Here is a 15,104-nt window from a genome sequence, read left to right as displayed (position 1 = left end):
ATCCGACCTTACTTTTTTATTTCGGCCTCGTCGGCCCGCGCGATGTCGTCAACTCCCTCCCCTTCGGCCGTCAAAGCCTATTTGCTTGATTTGCAAAGCCGTATCGTGCAGGCGCTCGAAGCGCAGGATGGCAAGCCCTTCCTGACCGATACCTGGCAGCGCCCCGAAGGCGGCGGCGGTATTTCGCGGCTGATTGAAGAAGGCAATGTATTCGAGCGCGGCGGCGTGAATTTTTCGCACGTGACCGGCGCCGCACTGCCGCCATCGGCTGCCGCTTCGCGTCCCGACCTCGGTGGCAAGCCATGGGAAGCGATGGGCGTGTCGCTGGTGCTGCATCCGCGTAATCCGTATGCGCCGACGGTGCACATGAATGTGCGTTTTTTCAGCACCGTGAATGCCAGCGATGAACCGGTATGGTGGTTTGGCGGCGGCATGGACCTGACTCCCTACTATGGCGATACGGACGACGTGAAGCATTTTCACCAGGTCTGCCATGATGCGCTGGCGCCGTTTGGCGACGAGCTGCATCCGAAGTTCAAGCAATGGTGCGATGAGTATTTCTACCTGAAGCACCGGCGCGAAGCGCGCGGCGTGGGCGGGATTTTCTTCGACGACTTCAACGCGGCCGGTTTTGAAGACAGCTTTGCCATGCTGCGCAGCGTGGGCGACGCCTTTGTGCCAGCCTATGTGCCGATCCTGGCGCGCCGCAAGGACACGCCGTATGGCGAGCGCGAACGCGATTTCCAGGCTTACCGACGCGGCCGCTATGTGGAATTTAACCTGGTGTTTGACCGCGGCACGCATTTTGGCCTGCAGTCGGGCGGACGCACGGAAGCGATCCTGATGTCGATGCCGCCCATCGTCAAATGGCGCTATGACTGGCACCCGGGAGCGGGCAGTCCCGAAGCGGCGTTGTATACTGACTTCCTCGTGCATCGCGACTGGCTCAAGGCGTGACCGGAAAAAAGCTGTGTGTGGCGCTGCTGGGCGGCAGCTACGATCCCGTGCATGATGGCCACGTTGCGCTGGGCGCCTATTTTTCCAGCCTGCTGCAAGCCGATCTGCTGCGCGTAATACCGGCCGGCGCACCGTGGCAAAAAGGCAGCCTGGGCGCCAGCGGACAGCAGCGGGCCGAGATGGCCAGCCTGGCGTTTGCCGGCCTGACGGTGCCGGTCACGATAGATTGCCAGGAAATCGAGCGCAGCGAACAGGGCCAGGCGACCTACACCATCGATACCTTGCGCCAGGTACGCACCGAACTGGGGCCGCAGGCTTCCATCGTGTTCCTGATGGGCGCCGACCAGCTGCAGCGGCTCGACACATGGCGCGACTGGCAGCAATTATTTGAATACGCTCATTTTTGCGTCGCGGCCCGCCCCGGCTTCGCGCTGAATGACACAGCAATGCCGCAGGCGGTCGCCGACGAATTTTCGCGCCGCCTGGGCACGCTGGAACGCATCCGCAACACGCCGCACGGTCTGACTTATCTGGCACAGGACTTCGCGGTGGATATCTCCGCCACCGAAATACGTGCGGCATTACACGGTGGGACGCGGGCGAACTCGCTTGTTTCCCCGCTAGTGCTAGACTATATTGAACAACATAATTTATACAAAAGCTAAATGGACATCAAAAAACTGCAAACTCTCGTCGTTGACGCCCTTGAAGACGTCAAAGGCCAGGACATCGCCGTCTTCGAAACCGGTCATCTGACCAGCCTGTTCGACCGCATCGCGATCGTCTCGGGTACCTCGAACCGTCAAACCAAGGCGCTGGCCGCCTCGGTGCGCGACAAGGTCAAGGATGCCGGTGGCGACATCATCGGCATGGAAGGTGAAGACACCGGTGAATGGGTACTGGTCGACCTGGGCGACATGATCGTTCACATCATGCAAGCGCCTATCCGCGCCTACTACCGCCTGGAAGAAATCTGGGGCGACAAGCCAGTCAAGCTGGGCGCCGCCAAGCGCGCACCGAAAAAAGCAGCTGGCGACGAGCCGAAGAAAAGCGGCCACCTGGCAGCCAGCAAGGCCAAGGTCGAAGCATCGCCAGTGATCGAGAAAAAAGCACCAGCCAAGAAAGCTGCCGCCACCACCGCCGCCAAGAAAGCGCCAGCCAAAAAAGCAGCTGCTCCCAAAGCCGTCGGCAAAACCGTAAAAGTCGCGCCGACCAAGACCGAGACGGCTGCCGTCAAAGCCTTGAAAGCGCTGCCAGAGAAAAAAGTACGCGCCCCACGCGCGGCAAAACCGGCAGCGGATGCAGCACCGGCAAAAACCGTGATCAAGCGTATCAAAAAAGTCGAAGCGTAAGCCTCGATGCAGCTCATCATCGCTGCGGTCGGCCATAAAATGCCGGCCTGGATAGAAACGGGCTTCGCGGAATACGCGAAGCGCATGCCGCCGGAACTGCGCATCGTGCTGAAAGAAATCAAGCCGGTGGAGCGTTCCGGCAGCAAGACGGCAGCTACTGCGATGGCGCTCGAACGCGAGCGCATCGAAGCGGTGCTGCCGAAAGGCGTGCGCATCATCGCCCTCGATGAACGCGGCAAGGACCTGACCAGCGTCGGCCTGTCGCAGCAATTGATGGCGTGGCAACAGGATGGCCGTGACACGGCTTTCCTGATCGGCGGCGCCGATGGCCTCGATCCCGAACTGAAAGCCCGTGCCGAAGGCATGCTGCGCATTTCCAGCATGACCCTGCCGCATGGCGTGGTGCGCGTGATCCTGGCCGAGCAGCTGTACCGCGCCTGGTCCATCACGCAAAACCATCCCTATCACCGTGTCTGAATTCCTCATGCAACTGAGCGACAAGAAGATCTATCTCGCCTCGAAAAGCCCGCGCCGGCGCGAACTGCTACAGCAGGTCGGCATCGATTTTGAATTGCTGCTGCTGCGCAGCGACGGCCCGCGCGGCGCCGACGTCACCGAAGAAGTACTGCCTGGCGAAGCGGCGCTCGATTACGTGGCGCGCGTCGCCAATGAAAAAGCCGCTTTTGCATTAAAAGTGCTTGCCATGCGCCGGCTACCGCCACGCCCCGTGCTGGCGGCCGACACCACCGTCAGCATCGATGGCGACATCCTCGGCAAACCTGCCGACCGCGCCGAAGCGGAAGACATGCTGCGCAGGCTGTCGGGCCGCACCCACCAGGTGTTCACTTCGATCGCCGTGCACGCCGAAGGCATGGCGGAACAGCGCACGCAGATTTCGCAGGTGCGTTTTGCCGTGCTCACGCCCGCCTCGATTGCCGCCTATTGCGACACGCCAGAACCGTATGACAAGGCTGGCGCCTACGGCATCCAGGGCAGCGCCGCGCTGTTCGTCGAGCATATCGAAGGCAGCCATTCCGGCATCATGGGCCTGCCCCTGTACGAGACGGCACAATTACTGCGCCAGGCCGGCTTGCCCCTGCCCTGAACCCTGTATGATGTCATTCGTTCCATCTACTTCTGCGCCTACATGAACGAAGACATCCTGATCAATATCACCCCGCAAGAAACCCGCGTCGCCCTGATCCTGCAGGGCGCCGTGCAAGAGCTGCACATCGAGCGCACGCTCACGCGTGGCCTGGCCGGCAATGTGTACTCCGGCAAAGTGGTGCGGGTATTGCCTGGCATGCAATCGGCCTTTATCGATATCGGCCTGGAGCGCGCCGCCTTTCTGCACGTGGCCGATATCTGGGAAGCGCGCGGCCACGACGGCCAGAACGCCACGCCCACGCCAATCGAAAAGATCCTGTTCGACGGCCAGGTGCTGACGGTGCAAGTGATCAAGGACCCCATCGGCACCAAGGGTGCGCGCCTGTCGACGCAGATTTCCATCGCCGGCCGCATGCTGGTGTATCTGCCGCAAGACAAGCATATCGGCATCTCGCAGAAAATCGAAAAGGAAGCCGAGCGCGAACTGCTGCGCACGCGCCTGCAAAGCCTGCTGCCCGCCGATGAAAAAGGCGGCTACATCGTGCGCACCATGGCCGAAGACGCCTCCGACGCCGATTTGAAGGCCGACGTCGATTACCTGCGCAAGACCTGGAGCACCATCGTGCACGGTGCGCGCACGCGCCCGGCCACCAGCCTGCTGCACCAGGACTTGAACCTGGCGCAGCGCGTGCTGCGCGACTTCGTCGGCGATGAAACGGCCACCATCCAGGTCGATTCGCGCGAAAACTATGTGAAACTGCGCGAGTTCGCGGAAATCTACACGCCCAGCGAACTGACGCGCCTGCAGCACTACACGGGCGAACGCCCGCTGTTCGACCTGTATGGCGTGGAAGAAGAGATCTTGCGCGCGCTGGGCCGCCGCGTGGACTTGAAATCGGGCGGCTACCTGATCGTCGACCAGACGGAAGCGATGACCACCATCGACGTCAACACGGGCGGCTTTGTCGGTGGGCGCAATTTCGCCGACACCATCTTCAAGACCAACCTGGAAGCAGCGCACGCCATCGCGCGCCAGCTGCGCCTGCGCAACCTGGGTGGCATCATCATCCTCGACTTCATCGACATGGATAACGCCGAGCACAAGAATGCCGTGCTGGCCGAACTGAAACGCACTTTGTCGCGCGACCGCACCAAGGTCTCGGTCAGCAATTTCTCGCCGCTGGGCCTGGTGGAAATGACGCGCAAGCGCACGCGCGAGTCGCTGGCGCACATCCTGTGCGAACCGTGCCCCGCCTGCGCCGGCAAGGGACAAGTCAAGACTTCGCGCACCATCTGCTATGAAATCCTGCGCGAACTGCTGCGGGAAGCCAAGCAATTCAACCCGCGCGAATTCCGCATCCTCGCTTCGCAGGAAGTGGTCGACCTCTTCCTGGAAGAAGAGTCGCAACACCTCGCCATGCTGGGCGACTTTATCGGCAAGAAGATTTCACTGCAGGTGGAGCGGGCTTACCATCAGGAGCAATACGACGTGATTTTGATGTAGCGCACAGCTCAATCCCACGCCGCATTACAGCCTATCCACGGGCTCAGTTCGTGCGCAGCGCAGGCTTGTGCGCGCTGTCATCCTTGCTGCGGGCGTCCAGGCTCCAGGCGCCGGCGCCAAAGTAGGTGATCTGCAACAGGCCGCCCGCCATCATCACATTTTTCAGGAAATGGATCATCTGGTTCTGGTCGGCGAAATTGTGGTGGAACACCAGCGCCGTCGCCAGGCTGAACAGTGCCATGACCAGCGAGGCAAACCGGGCGCGGTAGCCCGTCAGCAGCAGCAAGCCACCACCCACTTCCACCACCACGGCGGCGATATACGCCAGGCTGGCCGCCGGCAGGCCGGCGGAGGCGATATACGCCACCGTGCCATCATGGGCGGCCAGCTTGCCCAAGCCGCTCATCAGGAATGGCGCGCCTATCAGGATACGGCCCAGTAAAGGCAAGTATTTTTGCTTTTCCATCATCAACTCCTCAAGTGTCAAAATATAAAAATTCAAGTGGATAAAATCAGCCTCAACCGGTTTCCACCATCACCAGTTCCGTATCGTCCAGCGCAAGAATGTCTATCGCGGCCAGCTGCGTGATGACCGCCCCATCGCGCGGGCCCATCAACTCTCCTTCGACTTCGATGTGGCCGGACGCCACCACCAGATACGCCTGCTGTGGCGCCCGCAATGGCTGCTGCACCCGTTCGCCAGCCTTCAAGGTCGCGCACAGCAAGCGGGCGTCGGCCCGGATCGGCATGGCGTCCTTGTCTTGCGCATAGCCACTGGCAAGCACGGCAAAGCGGCCAGACCTGTCAGCAAGGGGAAAAGTCCGTCTATCCCAGGCAGGCAAGCCCCCTGTTTCACGGGGCAAGAACCAGATCTGGTATAAGCTCAGCGGCACGTCACCCTGATTGAATTCCGTGTGGCGAATACCGGTGCCGGCGCTCATGACCTGCACATCGCCGGCATGCAAGGTGCCTTCCGAGCCCAGGGTGTCGCGGTGACCCAGCGTACCCTGGCGTACATAGGTGAGGATTTCCACGTCGCGGTGGCCGTGCAGGGGGAAACCGCCTCCTGGCGCGATTTCATCGTCATTCCAGACGATCAGCGGGCCCAGCGGGAGATGCCCCTGCGGCGCATCGGGACGCACCTGGAAGTGGTAGCGGGCGCGCAGCCAGGGCAGATCGGCTTTGTCCAGTGCGTCCCAAGGTCGGTGAGAAATCATGATGTGTTCCTGCGAGATAAAAGCTTACGATGGAGCACATCTTAGAATCGCAACGATTGCTTGCATATCTCCTGGATAGCAATGCATCGTTGCTCCATATAGAATGATGCAAGCCTATTGAAAGGAAGCAGAAACGGATGGACCAGATTTCAGACCTCAACGATCTGCGCCTGTTTGCGGAAGTCGTGACGCACGGCAGCTTTACGGCGGCGGCGCGCTCACTGGGCTTGCAAACGTCGAAACTGAGCCGCCGCGTGCGGGCGCTGGAAGAGGAACTGGGCGTGCGCTTGCTCAACCGCACCAGCCGCAGCCTGTCGTTGACGGAAACCGGGCGGCAGTTTCATCTGCACTGCCTGGCGCTGGTGGCGGAATCGAAGGCCGCCAGGGAAATCATCGATCAAACCAGGGCCACGCCGCAGGGCACAGTGCGCATCAGTTGTCCGGTCGCCTTGCTGAACTCGGGCGTGGCCGACATCATTTCCCGTTACGCGCTGGACTACCCCGAAGTGCAAGTGCTGGTCGATGCCAGCAACCGCCTGGTCGATGTGGTCGAAGAGGGGCTCGATATTGCGCTGCGCGTCAGGATACCGCCGCTGGAAGACAGCGACCTGGCCGTGCGCAAGCTGGGACTGTCGACCTTTATCCTGGTAGCCAGCCCGGCCTTGATTGCGCGCCATGGCGCCGTGACCTCGCTGGCGTGCTTGCAGGATTGGCCAACCTTGAGCCTGGCCAGCAACCGCGAGCGCTATACCTGGAAACTATTCGATGGCAATGGCCAGGCGTACTCGCTCGAGCATCGTCCGCGCCTGGCCACCGATGATTTGTCGAGCTTGCGGACAGCTGCGATACTGGGCGTGGGTGTGGCCATACTGCCCAGGGAATTGGTCGATGATGCGCTGCGCAGCGGCCAGCTGCAGCCATTGCTGCCTGCGCTGGCATCGAAGGCGGGGCTGGTGCACGCCGTGTTTCCCACCCGGCGCGGCATGGTGCCGGCCGTGCGCCAGCTGCTTGAAGCACTCGCCGATGGCTACGCCCAACTCAGCGCCGGGCGCTGAGCAGAGGGAATCACTGTTTGATCGCATTGATGAGTGCGCGCAAGCCTGCCGAAACGTGGCGATGCCCGGGGTAGTAGAGGCAGACGCCGGGAAATGCGGGGCACCAGTCCTCAAGGACGCGTTCGAGGGCGCCCGTCTCGAGCGCATCGCTCACCAGAAAGTCAGGCACGAACGCGATCCCGATGCCATCGATAGCGGCATCCACCATCAAAATCTGATCGGTCAGGGTGAGCGGCCCTTTGACGTCGATCGTTTCGACGATGCCATGGCGCTCAAACTCCCAGCGATAAATCAAGCCGCTGTCAAAGCGAAAGCAAACGCAATCGTGCCGATGCAAATCCTGGGGAACCTGCGGCCGGCCGCGCGTGGCAAGGTAGCCAGGGGAAGCGACGGCGGCGAAGCTGGCGGTTTCCGTCAGGTGCACCGCGATCATGTCTTGCGGCACCGCGTCCGCCAGGCGTATGCCGGCGTCGAAGCCTTCGGCAACGATGTCGCCAAGTCTGCCATCGGTCACGATATCAAGATGTATCAGCGGATGAGCGCGCAGGAAACGCGCCAGTATCGGCCGCAAGATCATGCGTATCGCCACATCGCTGGCGTTAATCCTGACCGTGCCACGCGGTATCTCCCGCGCGTCCTCGACTTCGTGCATCGCGTCCGCGACAGAAGTAATTGCATGACGCAATTTGGCCGCCAGACGTTCGCCGGCATCCGTCAATGCGATGCTGCGGGTGGTCCGGTTGAACAGGCGTACCCCAAGGCGTTCCTCCAGGTTTTTGATCGAATGGCTGATCGCCGAAGGTGTTACCTCAAACTCGATGGCCGTTGCGCGGAAGCTGCGGCTCTTTGCCGCTGACAGGAATACCGTCATGGCGAAGAGATCGTGCCCCTTCAATTGGTGAAATTCATTCATCGGTTTATAAAATTTAAAGAGATAGTATCAACAATGATCATCTCATAGAATGAAGACCAGTTCAGCGAACACCATCCTGGCTTGCCACGGTGCCCACAGCCACGGCGCCGAAGCCCATGTTCCTTTCTGAATGCCCTGTTATTTTTACATTAAATTCTCTGCACAGTAGTCTGCACACCCACCATAAGGAGTATCCATGTCACAGAAAATCCTGATCACCGGCGCCAGTTCCGGTTTCGGTCGCGGCGCGGCTATCGAACTTGCGCGTCTCGGGCACAAGGTGGTGGCCACGGCCGAAACCTGGCCGCAGGTGCGCAGCCTGCGCGCCGATGCCGCCGAGGCGGGTGTCACCCTTGAGGTCATCAAGCTGAACCTGCTCGACGCTATCGACATTGCCCACGCCGGCTCCTTCGACCCCGACGTGCTGGTGCTCAACGCCGGCGTCATGGAGGGTGGCTCCATGGTCGACATTCCCATGCAGCGGGTACGGGAGTCGTTCGACATCAACGTATTCGGGCACCTGCAGCTGGTCCAGGCTATCGTGCCGAAGATGGTGGCCCGCAAGTCCGGCAAGATAGTGTGGACCTCGTCGATGGGCGGCATCCTGGTGGTCCCGTTCCTCGGCGCCTACTGCGCAAGCAAGCACGCGATCGAGGCTATCGCTGGCTCCATGAAGGCCGAACTGGCACCCTACGGCGTCAAAGTCGCGACCGTCAATCCCGGTATCTTCGGCACCGGCTTCAACGATACTGGCGCCGAAAGTTATGTGCAGTGGTACAAAGCCGACTGCACAGTCGTGCCGATGCCCGACTTCAGCGACAGTCTGGCCGGACAAGCCGACCCGCAGGAAATGATCGACGCCATGGTGGAGATCATCCCCGCCGACAAGCATCTGTACCGCACCATGCGTCCGCTGGCGACGATCGATGCCGCCAAGCAGTGGCAACAGACAGAGTGGACCCAGGATGCATGATCTGACGCTCCACTACGCGCAGCGCATCGTCAGCCAGGGCTGCGCTGCCGCGAAAGCAGCCGGCCTGAACGCGGTCTTTGCGATCCTCGATCGCGGTGCGCATCTGGTCACGTTCGCGCGCATGGACGGTGCATGGCTGGCGTCGAACGAACTGGCCATCGCCAAGGCGCGCACCTCGGTCATGTTTCAGACGCCCAGCGAGGCATTGAATGCGCCCCTGCAGATGGGCCAGCCGGTCCCGCATTTCGATCACATCCATGCTGGCGGGCTGTTGCTGATGGGCGGCGGCCTGCCGCTGTTTGACGGTGAGGGCGTGCTGATAGGCGCGCTAGGCGTGTCTGGCGGCACGCCGGAACAGGACGCAGCACTGGCGCGCGCGGCTGCCGCCTGACCTGGCGTCATGCGGCACGCCGCTCGCGGGCCAGCACGATGAGGACGACCGTCACCGCCATGATGCCCAGCAGCGGCGCCAGCATGCCGCTGTACGGTACGTGCGCGGAGAAGGCCGACAAGTCCCACAAGCCGTGCAGCAGCATGGCCGGCACCAGCGAGCCTGTCGTGCGGCGGGCAAGGTAAAACACGGAACCCATGCCGAAGGCGATAAACACTTGCACCACCGCCAGGGCGCCGATGCCAAAAAAGAGGTTGGGCAAGTGGAATACCGCGAACAGCGCCGTCGACAACAGCCACACCATGCCCTCGCCGTAGCGGCTGCGCAGCGCAACGATCAATGCGCCCCGGTTGATCATTTCTTCGTTGAAACCGACCACCAGGCAGCCGCCGATCAGATAGCCCCACATCGACGGCGTGACCGTGCTGTAGTTACCCAAGATCATGTTGCCGATCGCCACCGCCGCCGTGAGAACGGGAACCACCATGGCCCAGCGCGGCAACTTGCGCTGCTCCACCAGCGCCGGAGACCACCAGCCGCATAAGGACACCAGCACGACTGCCACGACAAAGCCGGCGGCCGTCGGCGGAATCAGCCAGGCCCGCAGGGTATCGGCGCTCGCGCCGATATGCGCATAGTCGATGTCGACCAGAAGGAACACCACGTAAAACACGGCCATGTAAGCGAGGTAGATCAGCACGCCCGGCAATACGGCTGGCCGCACGCGCAGTGCGGAAAAGATGTCAGTCTTATTAGTCATGTCCAAGTTCTTATGCCTTATAGGAAAAATTGTCCCGAAGATCGGGCTGGGGCGAAAACGCCCGGCAGCAGAAGCGCAGTCTGCACGAAATAATACCATTAAGGTTTAATTTAAACCATTATGGTAGAAAATTAAAAATTAAAAGACACGCGGACTGATCTCAGCCAGAAGCGATTGTTCGTATGCGCAATATGGGGACAATGGCGCGCAGCTGGAGCAGCAGCGCGGCACATCGGAGAGGAATGGGTACTACCCCGCTGGCTTGGCGCCAGCGGGAAAACAACTCAATTATTCTGCAGCCGGGTCCAGGTAAAACACGGCATACACTTTCAATGGCGTGGTTTCGGTGGCTTTTTCCGAGCGCACGACGGCGCAGTCGTCGGCGGCCAGGCTGCGCCAGTTTTGCACGCCGGCCCTGGCGAAGATGCCGTGCGCGGGGGCGTTGGCAGCCAGGTCCAGCACCAGGGCTGCGTTGCGCGGGCCGGCGCCATAGTTGACGGAGCGGATTTCGATGCCGAAAGTGCTCATCCACGGTTCCCACAAGCCTTTTTCCTTGCCAGCCACGATACGGTCCAGCATGTCGCCAAAGTTCAAGCCTTTCTTGACGGTGCTGCGCAGGGCGGCCAACGAGGGCGCCAGGCGGGGATCGGGCTGCTTGTTGCCGGCGCGGATTTCAGCGATCGCCTTCAATTCCTTGATGATGGCCGCATCGCGTTCCGTGTAGTCGCGCATGCGCGCATAAAAATCGGCGTCCAGGAAGGGATTGACGGTCAGCTTGGCGACACCCTCTTCGCGGCGTTTGGTGGGAAGCGTGTTGGTTTTAGTCATGGCGATAGAGGGCAAAATACGTTAAGGGGCGCAGTGTACCACCTTGCAGCGGCGCTACCGCCTCAAACGGAGCCTCCTGCACGCGGCGGCGCCGTCGATTCTCGCACCACCAGTTCGGGTTTCAGGCGCACGTCCAGCACGGACGATTCGGGCGATTCGATGGTTTGCAGGATCAAGCGGGCCGCTTCCGTGCCGATGCCATGGTGGCGGATGCGGATGGTGCTCAGCGGCGGGCGGATCAGGTCCATATACGGCATGTCGTTGTGGCCCACCACGGAAATATCTTCGGGGCAACTCAGGCCCAGTTCGCGGATGGCGTCATAGCAGCCGATGGCCACCAGGTCGCTGCCGGCCACCACCGCCGTCGTTTGCGGCGACTGGCGCAGCAATTCCAGCAAGGCCGCCTTGCCGCATTCGCGCGAATAACCGCTGCTTTCAAACACGAACGCCTGCGAGGGATCGAGTTCGCTGGCCTGGATGGCCGCCAGGAAACCGAGCCGGCGCACATGGCCCGTGGACAGGTTTTCAGGGCCGGCGATATGCGCGATATGGCGATGGCCCAGCGCCAGCAAGTGTTCCACGGCCAGGCGCATGCCCACCAGGTCATCGCTGACGACGCAGGAAGCGACGCCCGTTTCGTCGCTGCGGTTGACGGTGACGACCGGCACGTTCTGGTCGATGCACATCTTGATGACAGGGTCGTGGCGGCGCGCGGTGGCCAGGATCAGGCCATCGACTTGCTGCCCCAGCAGGCGGTTAATGACAAACAATTGTTCTTCTTCATCGGCGCCCACGTTGGCGACGATGGCCAGGTAGCCATGCTTGCGCAAGCCTTCCTCGATGCCCAGCAAGATCGGCGGGAACACGGCGTTGGTGATATCGGGCAAGACCACGCCGATGATGCGCGACTTGCGCGTGACCAGGGTCGAGGCAGCCCGGTTCGGGCGGTAACCGAGCCGGCTGGCTTCGGCCAGCACGCGCTTGGCCACTTCCACGCTGACTTTTTGCCGCGTTTCCGGGTTCATCACGCGCGAGACGGTGGAGAAGTGCACGCCACTGGCCCGCGCTACATCGCTTAAGGTGGGGTTCTTGTTTGTCATGGGCTTCCCGGATCGCAATACGCTGATTTTATCGCAAAATAGTGGCTTTTCGTAAAAAACCGAGCAAACGCTTGCATTGACCCAAACCCCTAACCGAAGAGCGCTTTTCATAAGATTGACATAAATAGAGCCTTGACAGCGTGCAAGCGCTTGCATAACATGGACCGGACTTACCACTCGGGCCGCGCAGGCCCATCCCAGAATTCTTATGTCTACCTCGCACAGCAAGCACGCCGACCACGAAACCTTCAACCTGAAAGAAGCCGCCCTCGCCTATCACGCTGAACCGCGCGCCGGCAAGATTTCCGTTACCCCTACCAAACCGCTGGGCGACGCACGCGCCCTGACCCTGGCGTATTCGCCGGGCGTGGCGTTTGCCTGCGAAGCGATCGTCGAAGATCCACGCAGCGCCGGCACCTACACTTCGCGCAGCAACCTGGTGGCCGTGATCACCAACGGCACCGCCGTACTGGGCCTGGGCGATATCGGCCCGCTGGCCAGCAAACCGGTGATGGAGGGCAAGGCTTGCCTGTTCAAGCAATTTGCCGACGTCGATGTGTTCGACATCGAACTGGCTGAAAACGATCCCGACCTGTTCATCGATACCGTGGTGCGCATGGAGCCGACCTTCGGCGGCATCAACCTGGAAGACATCAAGGCGCCAGACTGCTTCTACATCGAACAGCAATTGCGCAAGCGCATGAATATCCCCGTCTTCCACGACGACCAGCATGGCACGGCCATCATCGTCGCGGCCGGCATCCTGAACGGCCTGGAACTGGTGGGCAAGGATATCGACAAGGTCAAGGTCGCCGTGTCCGGCGCCGGCGCCGCCTCGATCGCCTGCCTGGACCTGCTGGTCTCGCTGGGCCTGAACAAATCCTTGCTGAAAGTATGCGACAGCCAGGGCGTGATCTACCCGGGCCGCGACGCCAACATGGAAGAAAACAAGGCGCGCTACGCAAATGACACCAGCGACCGCGACCTGGCAGACGCGATGGTCGGCGCCGACATCTTCATCGGCGTATCGAAAGGCGGCGTGGTCAGCACGCAGATGGTCGAATCGATGGCGGAACGTCCATTGATCTTCGCGCTGGCCAATCCGCACCCGGAAATCGCGCCGGAAAAAGTCCACGCCGTGCGCAGCGACGCCATCGTCGCCACGGGCCGCTCGGATTACCCGAACCAGATCAACAACGTGCTGTGCTTCCCTTACATCTTCCGTGGCGCGCTCGACGTGGGCGCCACCACCATCAATGAAGAAATGAAGCTGGCCTGCGTGCGCGCCATCGCTGCGCTGGCCAAGGAACCATTGCCAGGCCACACCATCAGCGCCTTGACGCCAACGCAACTGATCCCGTCGCCATTCGACGAACGCCTGCGCAGCTGGGTTGCCCCGGCCGTATCGCAAGCCGCGATCGACACCGGCGTGGCAACACGCGCGCCAGCGAAGGCTTGATGCCCCTGGCAAGCATCGTCTTGCCTTGATGAAATTTCAGCAAGTTACCATTGCTTACAAAAAACCATGGATGCGAATCCATGGTTTTTTGCCTTTCTACGCCTGAGTATCCACAAAAAAGTTATCAAAGCAAAAACTTCCCAGGGGCGTTTTTACCGGGATCTTCGATTACAATGGCGCCTACTTTATGTTGCTACTGTTGCCACGCAGGCAATGATATGCGTTACCAAGGATATTCATGCTCGGTTTGACTTCTGTTTGTGTTTTCCTCTTTTCCGCCTTGGCCCTGGCAGTCAGCAGTGGCTACTCGTTCGGCGCAGGAGGTCTGCTACTGGCCAGCATGTATTTGTTGTGGAAACGTCCCCGCCTGGATCTGCAGCGCCGTGAATATCTGCTGATCGCCACCCTGCTGCTGTATTTCGGCGTCTACGCAGCCAATATGCTGTATCACGGCGATCCGCTGCGCGAATTCGACATGCCCGTGCGTGCGCTGCTGGCCGTCCCCGTGCTGCTGTTGCTGATGGCCTATCCGCCGCGTGCGGCTGCCTGGTGGTCTGGCGTATCGATCGGCGCCATCGCCGGCGCAGCACTGGGCTTGTGGCAATTCCTGGCATTGCACATAGAGCGCCCGGAAGGCTCGGCCAGCAATGCAATTCACTATGGCAATGTCAGCATCTTGCTGGGCATGCTTTCCCTGTGCGGCCTGGGCTGGGCGCGCCGGCAACGCTACGCCATGGCCTGGACGATACTGCTGATCGCCGGCGCCGTGGCGGGTATTATCGGCTCCATCATCAGCGGTAGCCGCGGCGGCTGGCTGGTCTTGCCGCTCTGCGTCTGCCTGTTTGCCAGCCAATGTATCAAGGCACGCCGCAAGCATTTGCTGCCCGCCATCCTGGCGGCCTTCATTGCCCTGGCAGCCGTGGTGGCGTATGCCTTGCCCGAATCGCTGGTGCGCGAACGGGTGGAGGTGGCGGTCGATGACGTGCAAAAATTCAATCAAACCGACAATGTCACCACCTCGATCGGGCAAAGGATAGAAATGTGGCGCACGGCATTGATCCTGTCGCGGGAGCATATCTGGATAGGCCTGGGCCGCACCGGCTACCTGGCCGGCAAACAGCGGCTGGCCGATGAAGGCAAGATGGACAAGACCATCCTCGCACACACCAACGCCCACAACGATTACTTCGATGCTCTGGTCAAGCGCGGCCTGACCGGCCTGGCAACCCTGCTGGCCTTCTTCTTCCTGCCCCTGGTGCTGTTTGCACGCGCCCTGTGCCACAGCAACAGCAACACGCGCCCCTATGCCCTGGCAGGCGTGGTGCTGTACAGCTGTTATCCGATTTTCGGCTTGACGACCAGTTCGCTCACCTTGAATATCGGCATAATCATGCTGGTCTTCCCATTGGTGATACTGTGGCCGCTGCTGCGCCAGCATGAGCGTGCCGCTTGACTGTCCGGCAGCTGACCGTGTTGTCTCTTTCTTGC

16 protein-coding genes and 1 pseudogene are annotated in these 15,104 nt (G+C 61.0%); 11 read left to right on the top strand and 6 right to left on the bottom strand.

Annotated elements, in window-relative coordinates:
- The first annotated feature begins 42 nt into the window (after positions 1–42).
- From hemF to rng, 6 genes are read left to right on the top strand one after another with little or no spacing between them, the layout of a single operon-like run.
- Complete coding sequence (gene hemF / locus ACL9RI_RS01460; protein ID WP_422724824.1) at positions 43–957, top strand: oxygen-dependent coproporphyrinogen oxidase; 915 nt, start codon at positions 43–45, stop codon at positions 955–957.
- Positions 954–1,622 (top strand): nicotinate (nicotinamide) nucleotide adenylyltransferase, encoded by a 669-nt coding sequence (gene nadD / locus ACL9RI_RS01455; RefSeq protein ID WP_422724823.1) that lies wholly within the window; start codon positions 954–956, stop codon positions 1,620–1,622. The genes hemF and nadD overlap by 4 nt, the downstream gene beginning before the upstream one ends.
- A complete protein-coding gene (gene rsfS / locus ACL9RI_RS01450) occupies positions 1,623–2,309 on the top strand; it encodes a ribosome silencing factor (protein WP_422724822.1) in 687 nt (228 codons plus the stop codon). It abuts the gene before it with no gap.
- A gap of 6 nt (positions 2,310–2,315) precedes the next feature.
- Positions 2,316–2,786, top strand: coding sequence for a 23S rRNA (pseudouridine(1915)-N(3))-methyltransferase RlmH (rlmH, locus tag ACL9RI_RS01445; protein ID WP_183675424.1), 471 nt, complete (start codon positions 2,316–2,318; stop codon positions 2,784–2,786).
- A 7-nt stretch (positions 2,787–2,793) separates the two neighbouring features.
- A complete protein-coding gene (locus ACL9RI_RS01440; protein WP_422724821.1) occupies positions 2,794–3,414 on the top strand; it encodes a Maf family protein in 621 nt (206 codons plus the stop codon).
- A gap of 42 nt (positions 3,415–3,456) precedes the next feature.
- Complete coding sequence (gene rng, locus ACL9RI_RS01435; protein ID WP_422724820.1) at positions 3,457–4,920, top strand: ribonuclease G; 1,464 nt, start codon at positions 3,457–3,459, stop codon at positions 4,918–4,920.
- 43 nt (positions 4,921–4,963) lie between these two features.
- Here the strand turns inward: rng and ACL9RI_RS01430 are convergent, their stop codons facing one another.
- Together ACL9RI_RS01430 and ACL9RI_RS01425 are read right to left on the bottom strand one after the other, a co-directional pair.
- The gene (locus tag ACL9RI_RS01430) at positions 4,964–5,386 is read right to left on the bottom strand and encodes a DoxX family protein (protein WP_422724819.1); all 423 of its coding nucleotides are present in this window, start codon (positions 5,384–5,386) and stop codon (positions 4,964–4,966) included.
- Between the two features lie 52 nt (positions 5,387–5,438).
- Positions 5,439–6,137 (bottom strand): pirin family protein, encoded by a 699-nt coding sequence (locus ACL9RI_RS01425; protein ID WP_422724818.1) that lies wholly within the window; start codon positions 6,135–6,137, stop codon positions 5,439–5,441.
- Between the two features lie 137 nt (positions 6,138–6,274).
- Here ACL9RI_RS01425 and ACL9RI_RS01420 point away from each other — a divergent pair, with 137 nt between their 5' ends.
- Positions 6,275–7,192, top strand: a complete 918-nt coding sequence (locus tag ACL9RI_RS01420) for a LysR substrate-binding domain-containing protein (RefSeq protein ID WP_422724817.1) — start codon at positions 6,275–6,277, stop codon at positions 7,190–7,192.
- A 10-nt stretch (positions 7,193–7,202) separates the two neighbouring features.
- Here the strand turns inward: ACL9RI_RS01420 and ACL9RI_RS01415 are convergent, their stop codons facing one another.
- Positions 7,203–8,105, bottom strand: coding sequence for a LysR family transcriptional regulator (locus tag ACL9RI_RS01415; RefSeq protein ID WP_422724816.1), 903 nt, complete (start codon positions 8,103–8,105; stop codon positions 7,203–7,205).
- A 196-nt stretch (positions 8,106–8,301) separates the two neighbouring features.
- Here ACL9RI_RS01415 and ACL9RI_RS01410 point away from each other — a divergent pair, with 196 nt between their 5' ends.
- Together ACL9RI_RS01410 and ACL9RI_RS01405 are read left to right on the top strand one after the other, a co-directional pair.
- On the top strand, positions 8,302–9,078 hold the full coding sequence (locus ACL9RI_RS01410; RefSeq protein ID WP_422724815.1) for an SDR family oxidoreductase: 777 nt from the start codon (positions 8,302–8,304) through the stop codon (positions 9,076–9,078).
- Entirely contained in the window at positions 9,071–9,469 is a 399-nt protein-coding gene (locus tag ACL9RI_RS01405) for a GlcG/HbpS family heme-binding protein (RefSeq protein WP_422724814.1), read from the top strand. The genes ACL9RI_RS01410 and ACL9RI_RS01405 overlap by 8 nt, the downstream gene beginning before the upstream one ends.
- A 7-nt stretch (positions 9,470–9,476) precedes the next feature.
- On the opposite strand, the gene ACL9RI_RS01400 is transcribed toward ACL9RI_RS01405, so the two are convergent.
- The 3 genes from ACL9RI_RS01400 to ACL9RI_RS01390 form a co-directional block, all read right to left on the bottom strand.
- Complete coding sequence (locus ACL9RI_RS01400; RefSeq protein ID WP_422724813.1) at positions 9,477–10,229, bottom strand: lysostaphin resistance A-like protein; 753 nt, start codon at positions 10,227–10,229, stop codon at positions 9,477–9,479.
- Between the two features lie 288 nt (positions 10,230–10,517).
- Positions 10,518–11,057, bottom strand: a complete 540-nt coding sequence (locus ACL9RI_RS01395) for a hypothetical protein (RefSeq protein ID WP_422724812.1) — start codon at positions 11,055–11,057, stop codon at positions 10,518–10,520.
- A gap of 62 nt (positions 11,058–11,119) precedes the next feature.
- Positions 11,120–12,157: a LacI family DNA-binding transcriptional regulator gene (locus ACL9RI_RS01390; RefSeq protein WP_422724811.1), complete on the bottom strand. Its 1,038-nt coding sequence runs from the start codon at positions 12,155–12,157 to the stop codon at positions 11,120–11,122.
- A 208-nt stretch (positions 12,158–12,365) separates the two neighbouring features.
- Between ACL9RI_RS01390 and ACL9RI_RS01385 the strand changes: the two are divergent.
- Positions 12,366–13,598 (top strand): annotated as a pseudogene (locus ACL9RI_RS01385) (malic enzyme-like NAD(P)-binding protein); the annotation flags it as partial.
- Positions 13,599–13,854: 256 nt separating this feature from the next.
- Complete coding sequence (locus ACL9RI_RS01380; protein WP_422724810.1) at positions 13,855–15,069, top strand: O-antigen ligase family protein; 1,215 nt, start codon at positions 13,855–13,857, stop codon at positions 15,067–15,069.
- The last annotated feature ends 35 nt before the right edge of the window (positions 15,070–15,104 follow it).

Origin of the sequence: Janthinobacterium sp. Mn2066, assembly GCF_049319705.1 — a bacterium.
Classification (GTDB): Bacteria; Pseudomonadota; Gammaproteobacteria; order Burkholderiales; family Burkholderiaceae_D; genus Janthinobacterium.
Note: the sequence above shows the minus strand (reverse complement) of the source record. Positions and strands in the feature narration are given on the sequence as shown.

Excerpts from the sequence above, each read along its gene's own strand:
- hemF (WP_422724824.1), top strand. The coding sequence starts at position 43 with ATGTCGTCAACTCCCTCCCCTTCGGCCGTCAAAGCCTATTTGCTTGAT.
- rsfS (WP_422724822.1), top strand. The coding sequence starts at position 1,623 with ATGGACATCAAAAAACTGCAAACTCTCGTCGTTGACGCCCTTGAAGAC.
- rlmH (WP_183675424.1), top strand. The coding sequence starts at position 2,316 with ATGCAGCTCATCATCGCTGCGGTCGGCCATAAAATGCCGGCCTGGATA.
- ACL9RI_RS01440 (WP_422724821.1), top strand. The coding sequence starts at position 2,794 with ATGCAACTGAGCGACAAGAAGATCTATCTCGCCTCGAAAAGCCCGCGC.
- rng (WP_422724820.1), top strand. The coding sequence starts at position 3,457 with ATGAACGAAGACATCCTGATCAATATCACCCCGCAAGAAACCCGCGTC.
- ACL9RI_RS01430 (WP_422724819.1), bottom strand. The coding sequence starts at position 5,386 with ATGGAAAAGCAAAAATACTTGCCTTTACTGGGCCGTATCCTGATAGGC.
- ACL9RI_RS01425 (WP_422724818.1), bottom strand. The coding sequence starts at position 6,137 with ATGATTTCTCACCGACCTTGGGACGCACTGGACAAAGCCGATCTGCCC.
- ACL9RI_RS01420 (WP_422724817.1), top strand. The coding sequence starts at position 6,275 with ATGGACCAGATTTCAGACCTCAACGATCTGCGCCTGTTTGCGGAAGTC.
- ACL9RI_RS01415 (WP_422724816.1), bottom strand. The coding sequence starts at position 8,105 with ATGAATGAATTTCACCAATTGAAGGGGCACGATCTCTTCGCCATGACG.
- ACL9RI_RS01410 (WP_422724815.1), top strand. The coding sequence starts at position 8,302 with ATGTCACAGAAAATCCTGATCACCGGCGCCAGTTCCGGTTTCGGTCGC.
- ACL9RI_RS01405 (WP_422724814.1), top strand. The coding sequence starts at position 9,071 with ATGCATGATCTGACGCTCCACTACGCGCAGCGCATCGTCAGCCAGGGC.
- ACL9RI_RS01400 (WP_422724813.1), bottom strand. The coding sequence starts at position 10,229 with ATGACTAATAAGACTGACATCTTTTCCGCACTGCGCGTGCGGCCAGCC.
- ACL9RI_RS01395 (WP_422724812.1), bottom strand. The coding sequence starts at position 11,057 with ATGACTAAAACCAACACGCTTCCCACCAAACGCCGCGAAGAGGGTGTC.
- ACL9RI_RS01390 (WP_422724811.1), bottom strand. The coding sequence starts at position 12,157 with ATGACAAACAAGAACCCCACCTTAAGCGATGTAGCGCGGGCCAGTGGC.
- ACL9RI_RS01380 (WP_422724810.1), top strand. The coding sequence starts at position 13,855 with ATGCTCGGTTTGACTTCTGTTTGTGTTTTCCTCTTTTCCGCCTTGGCC.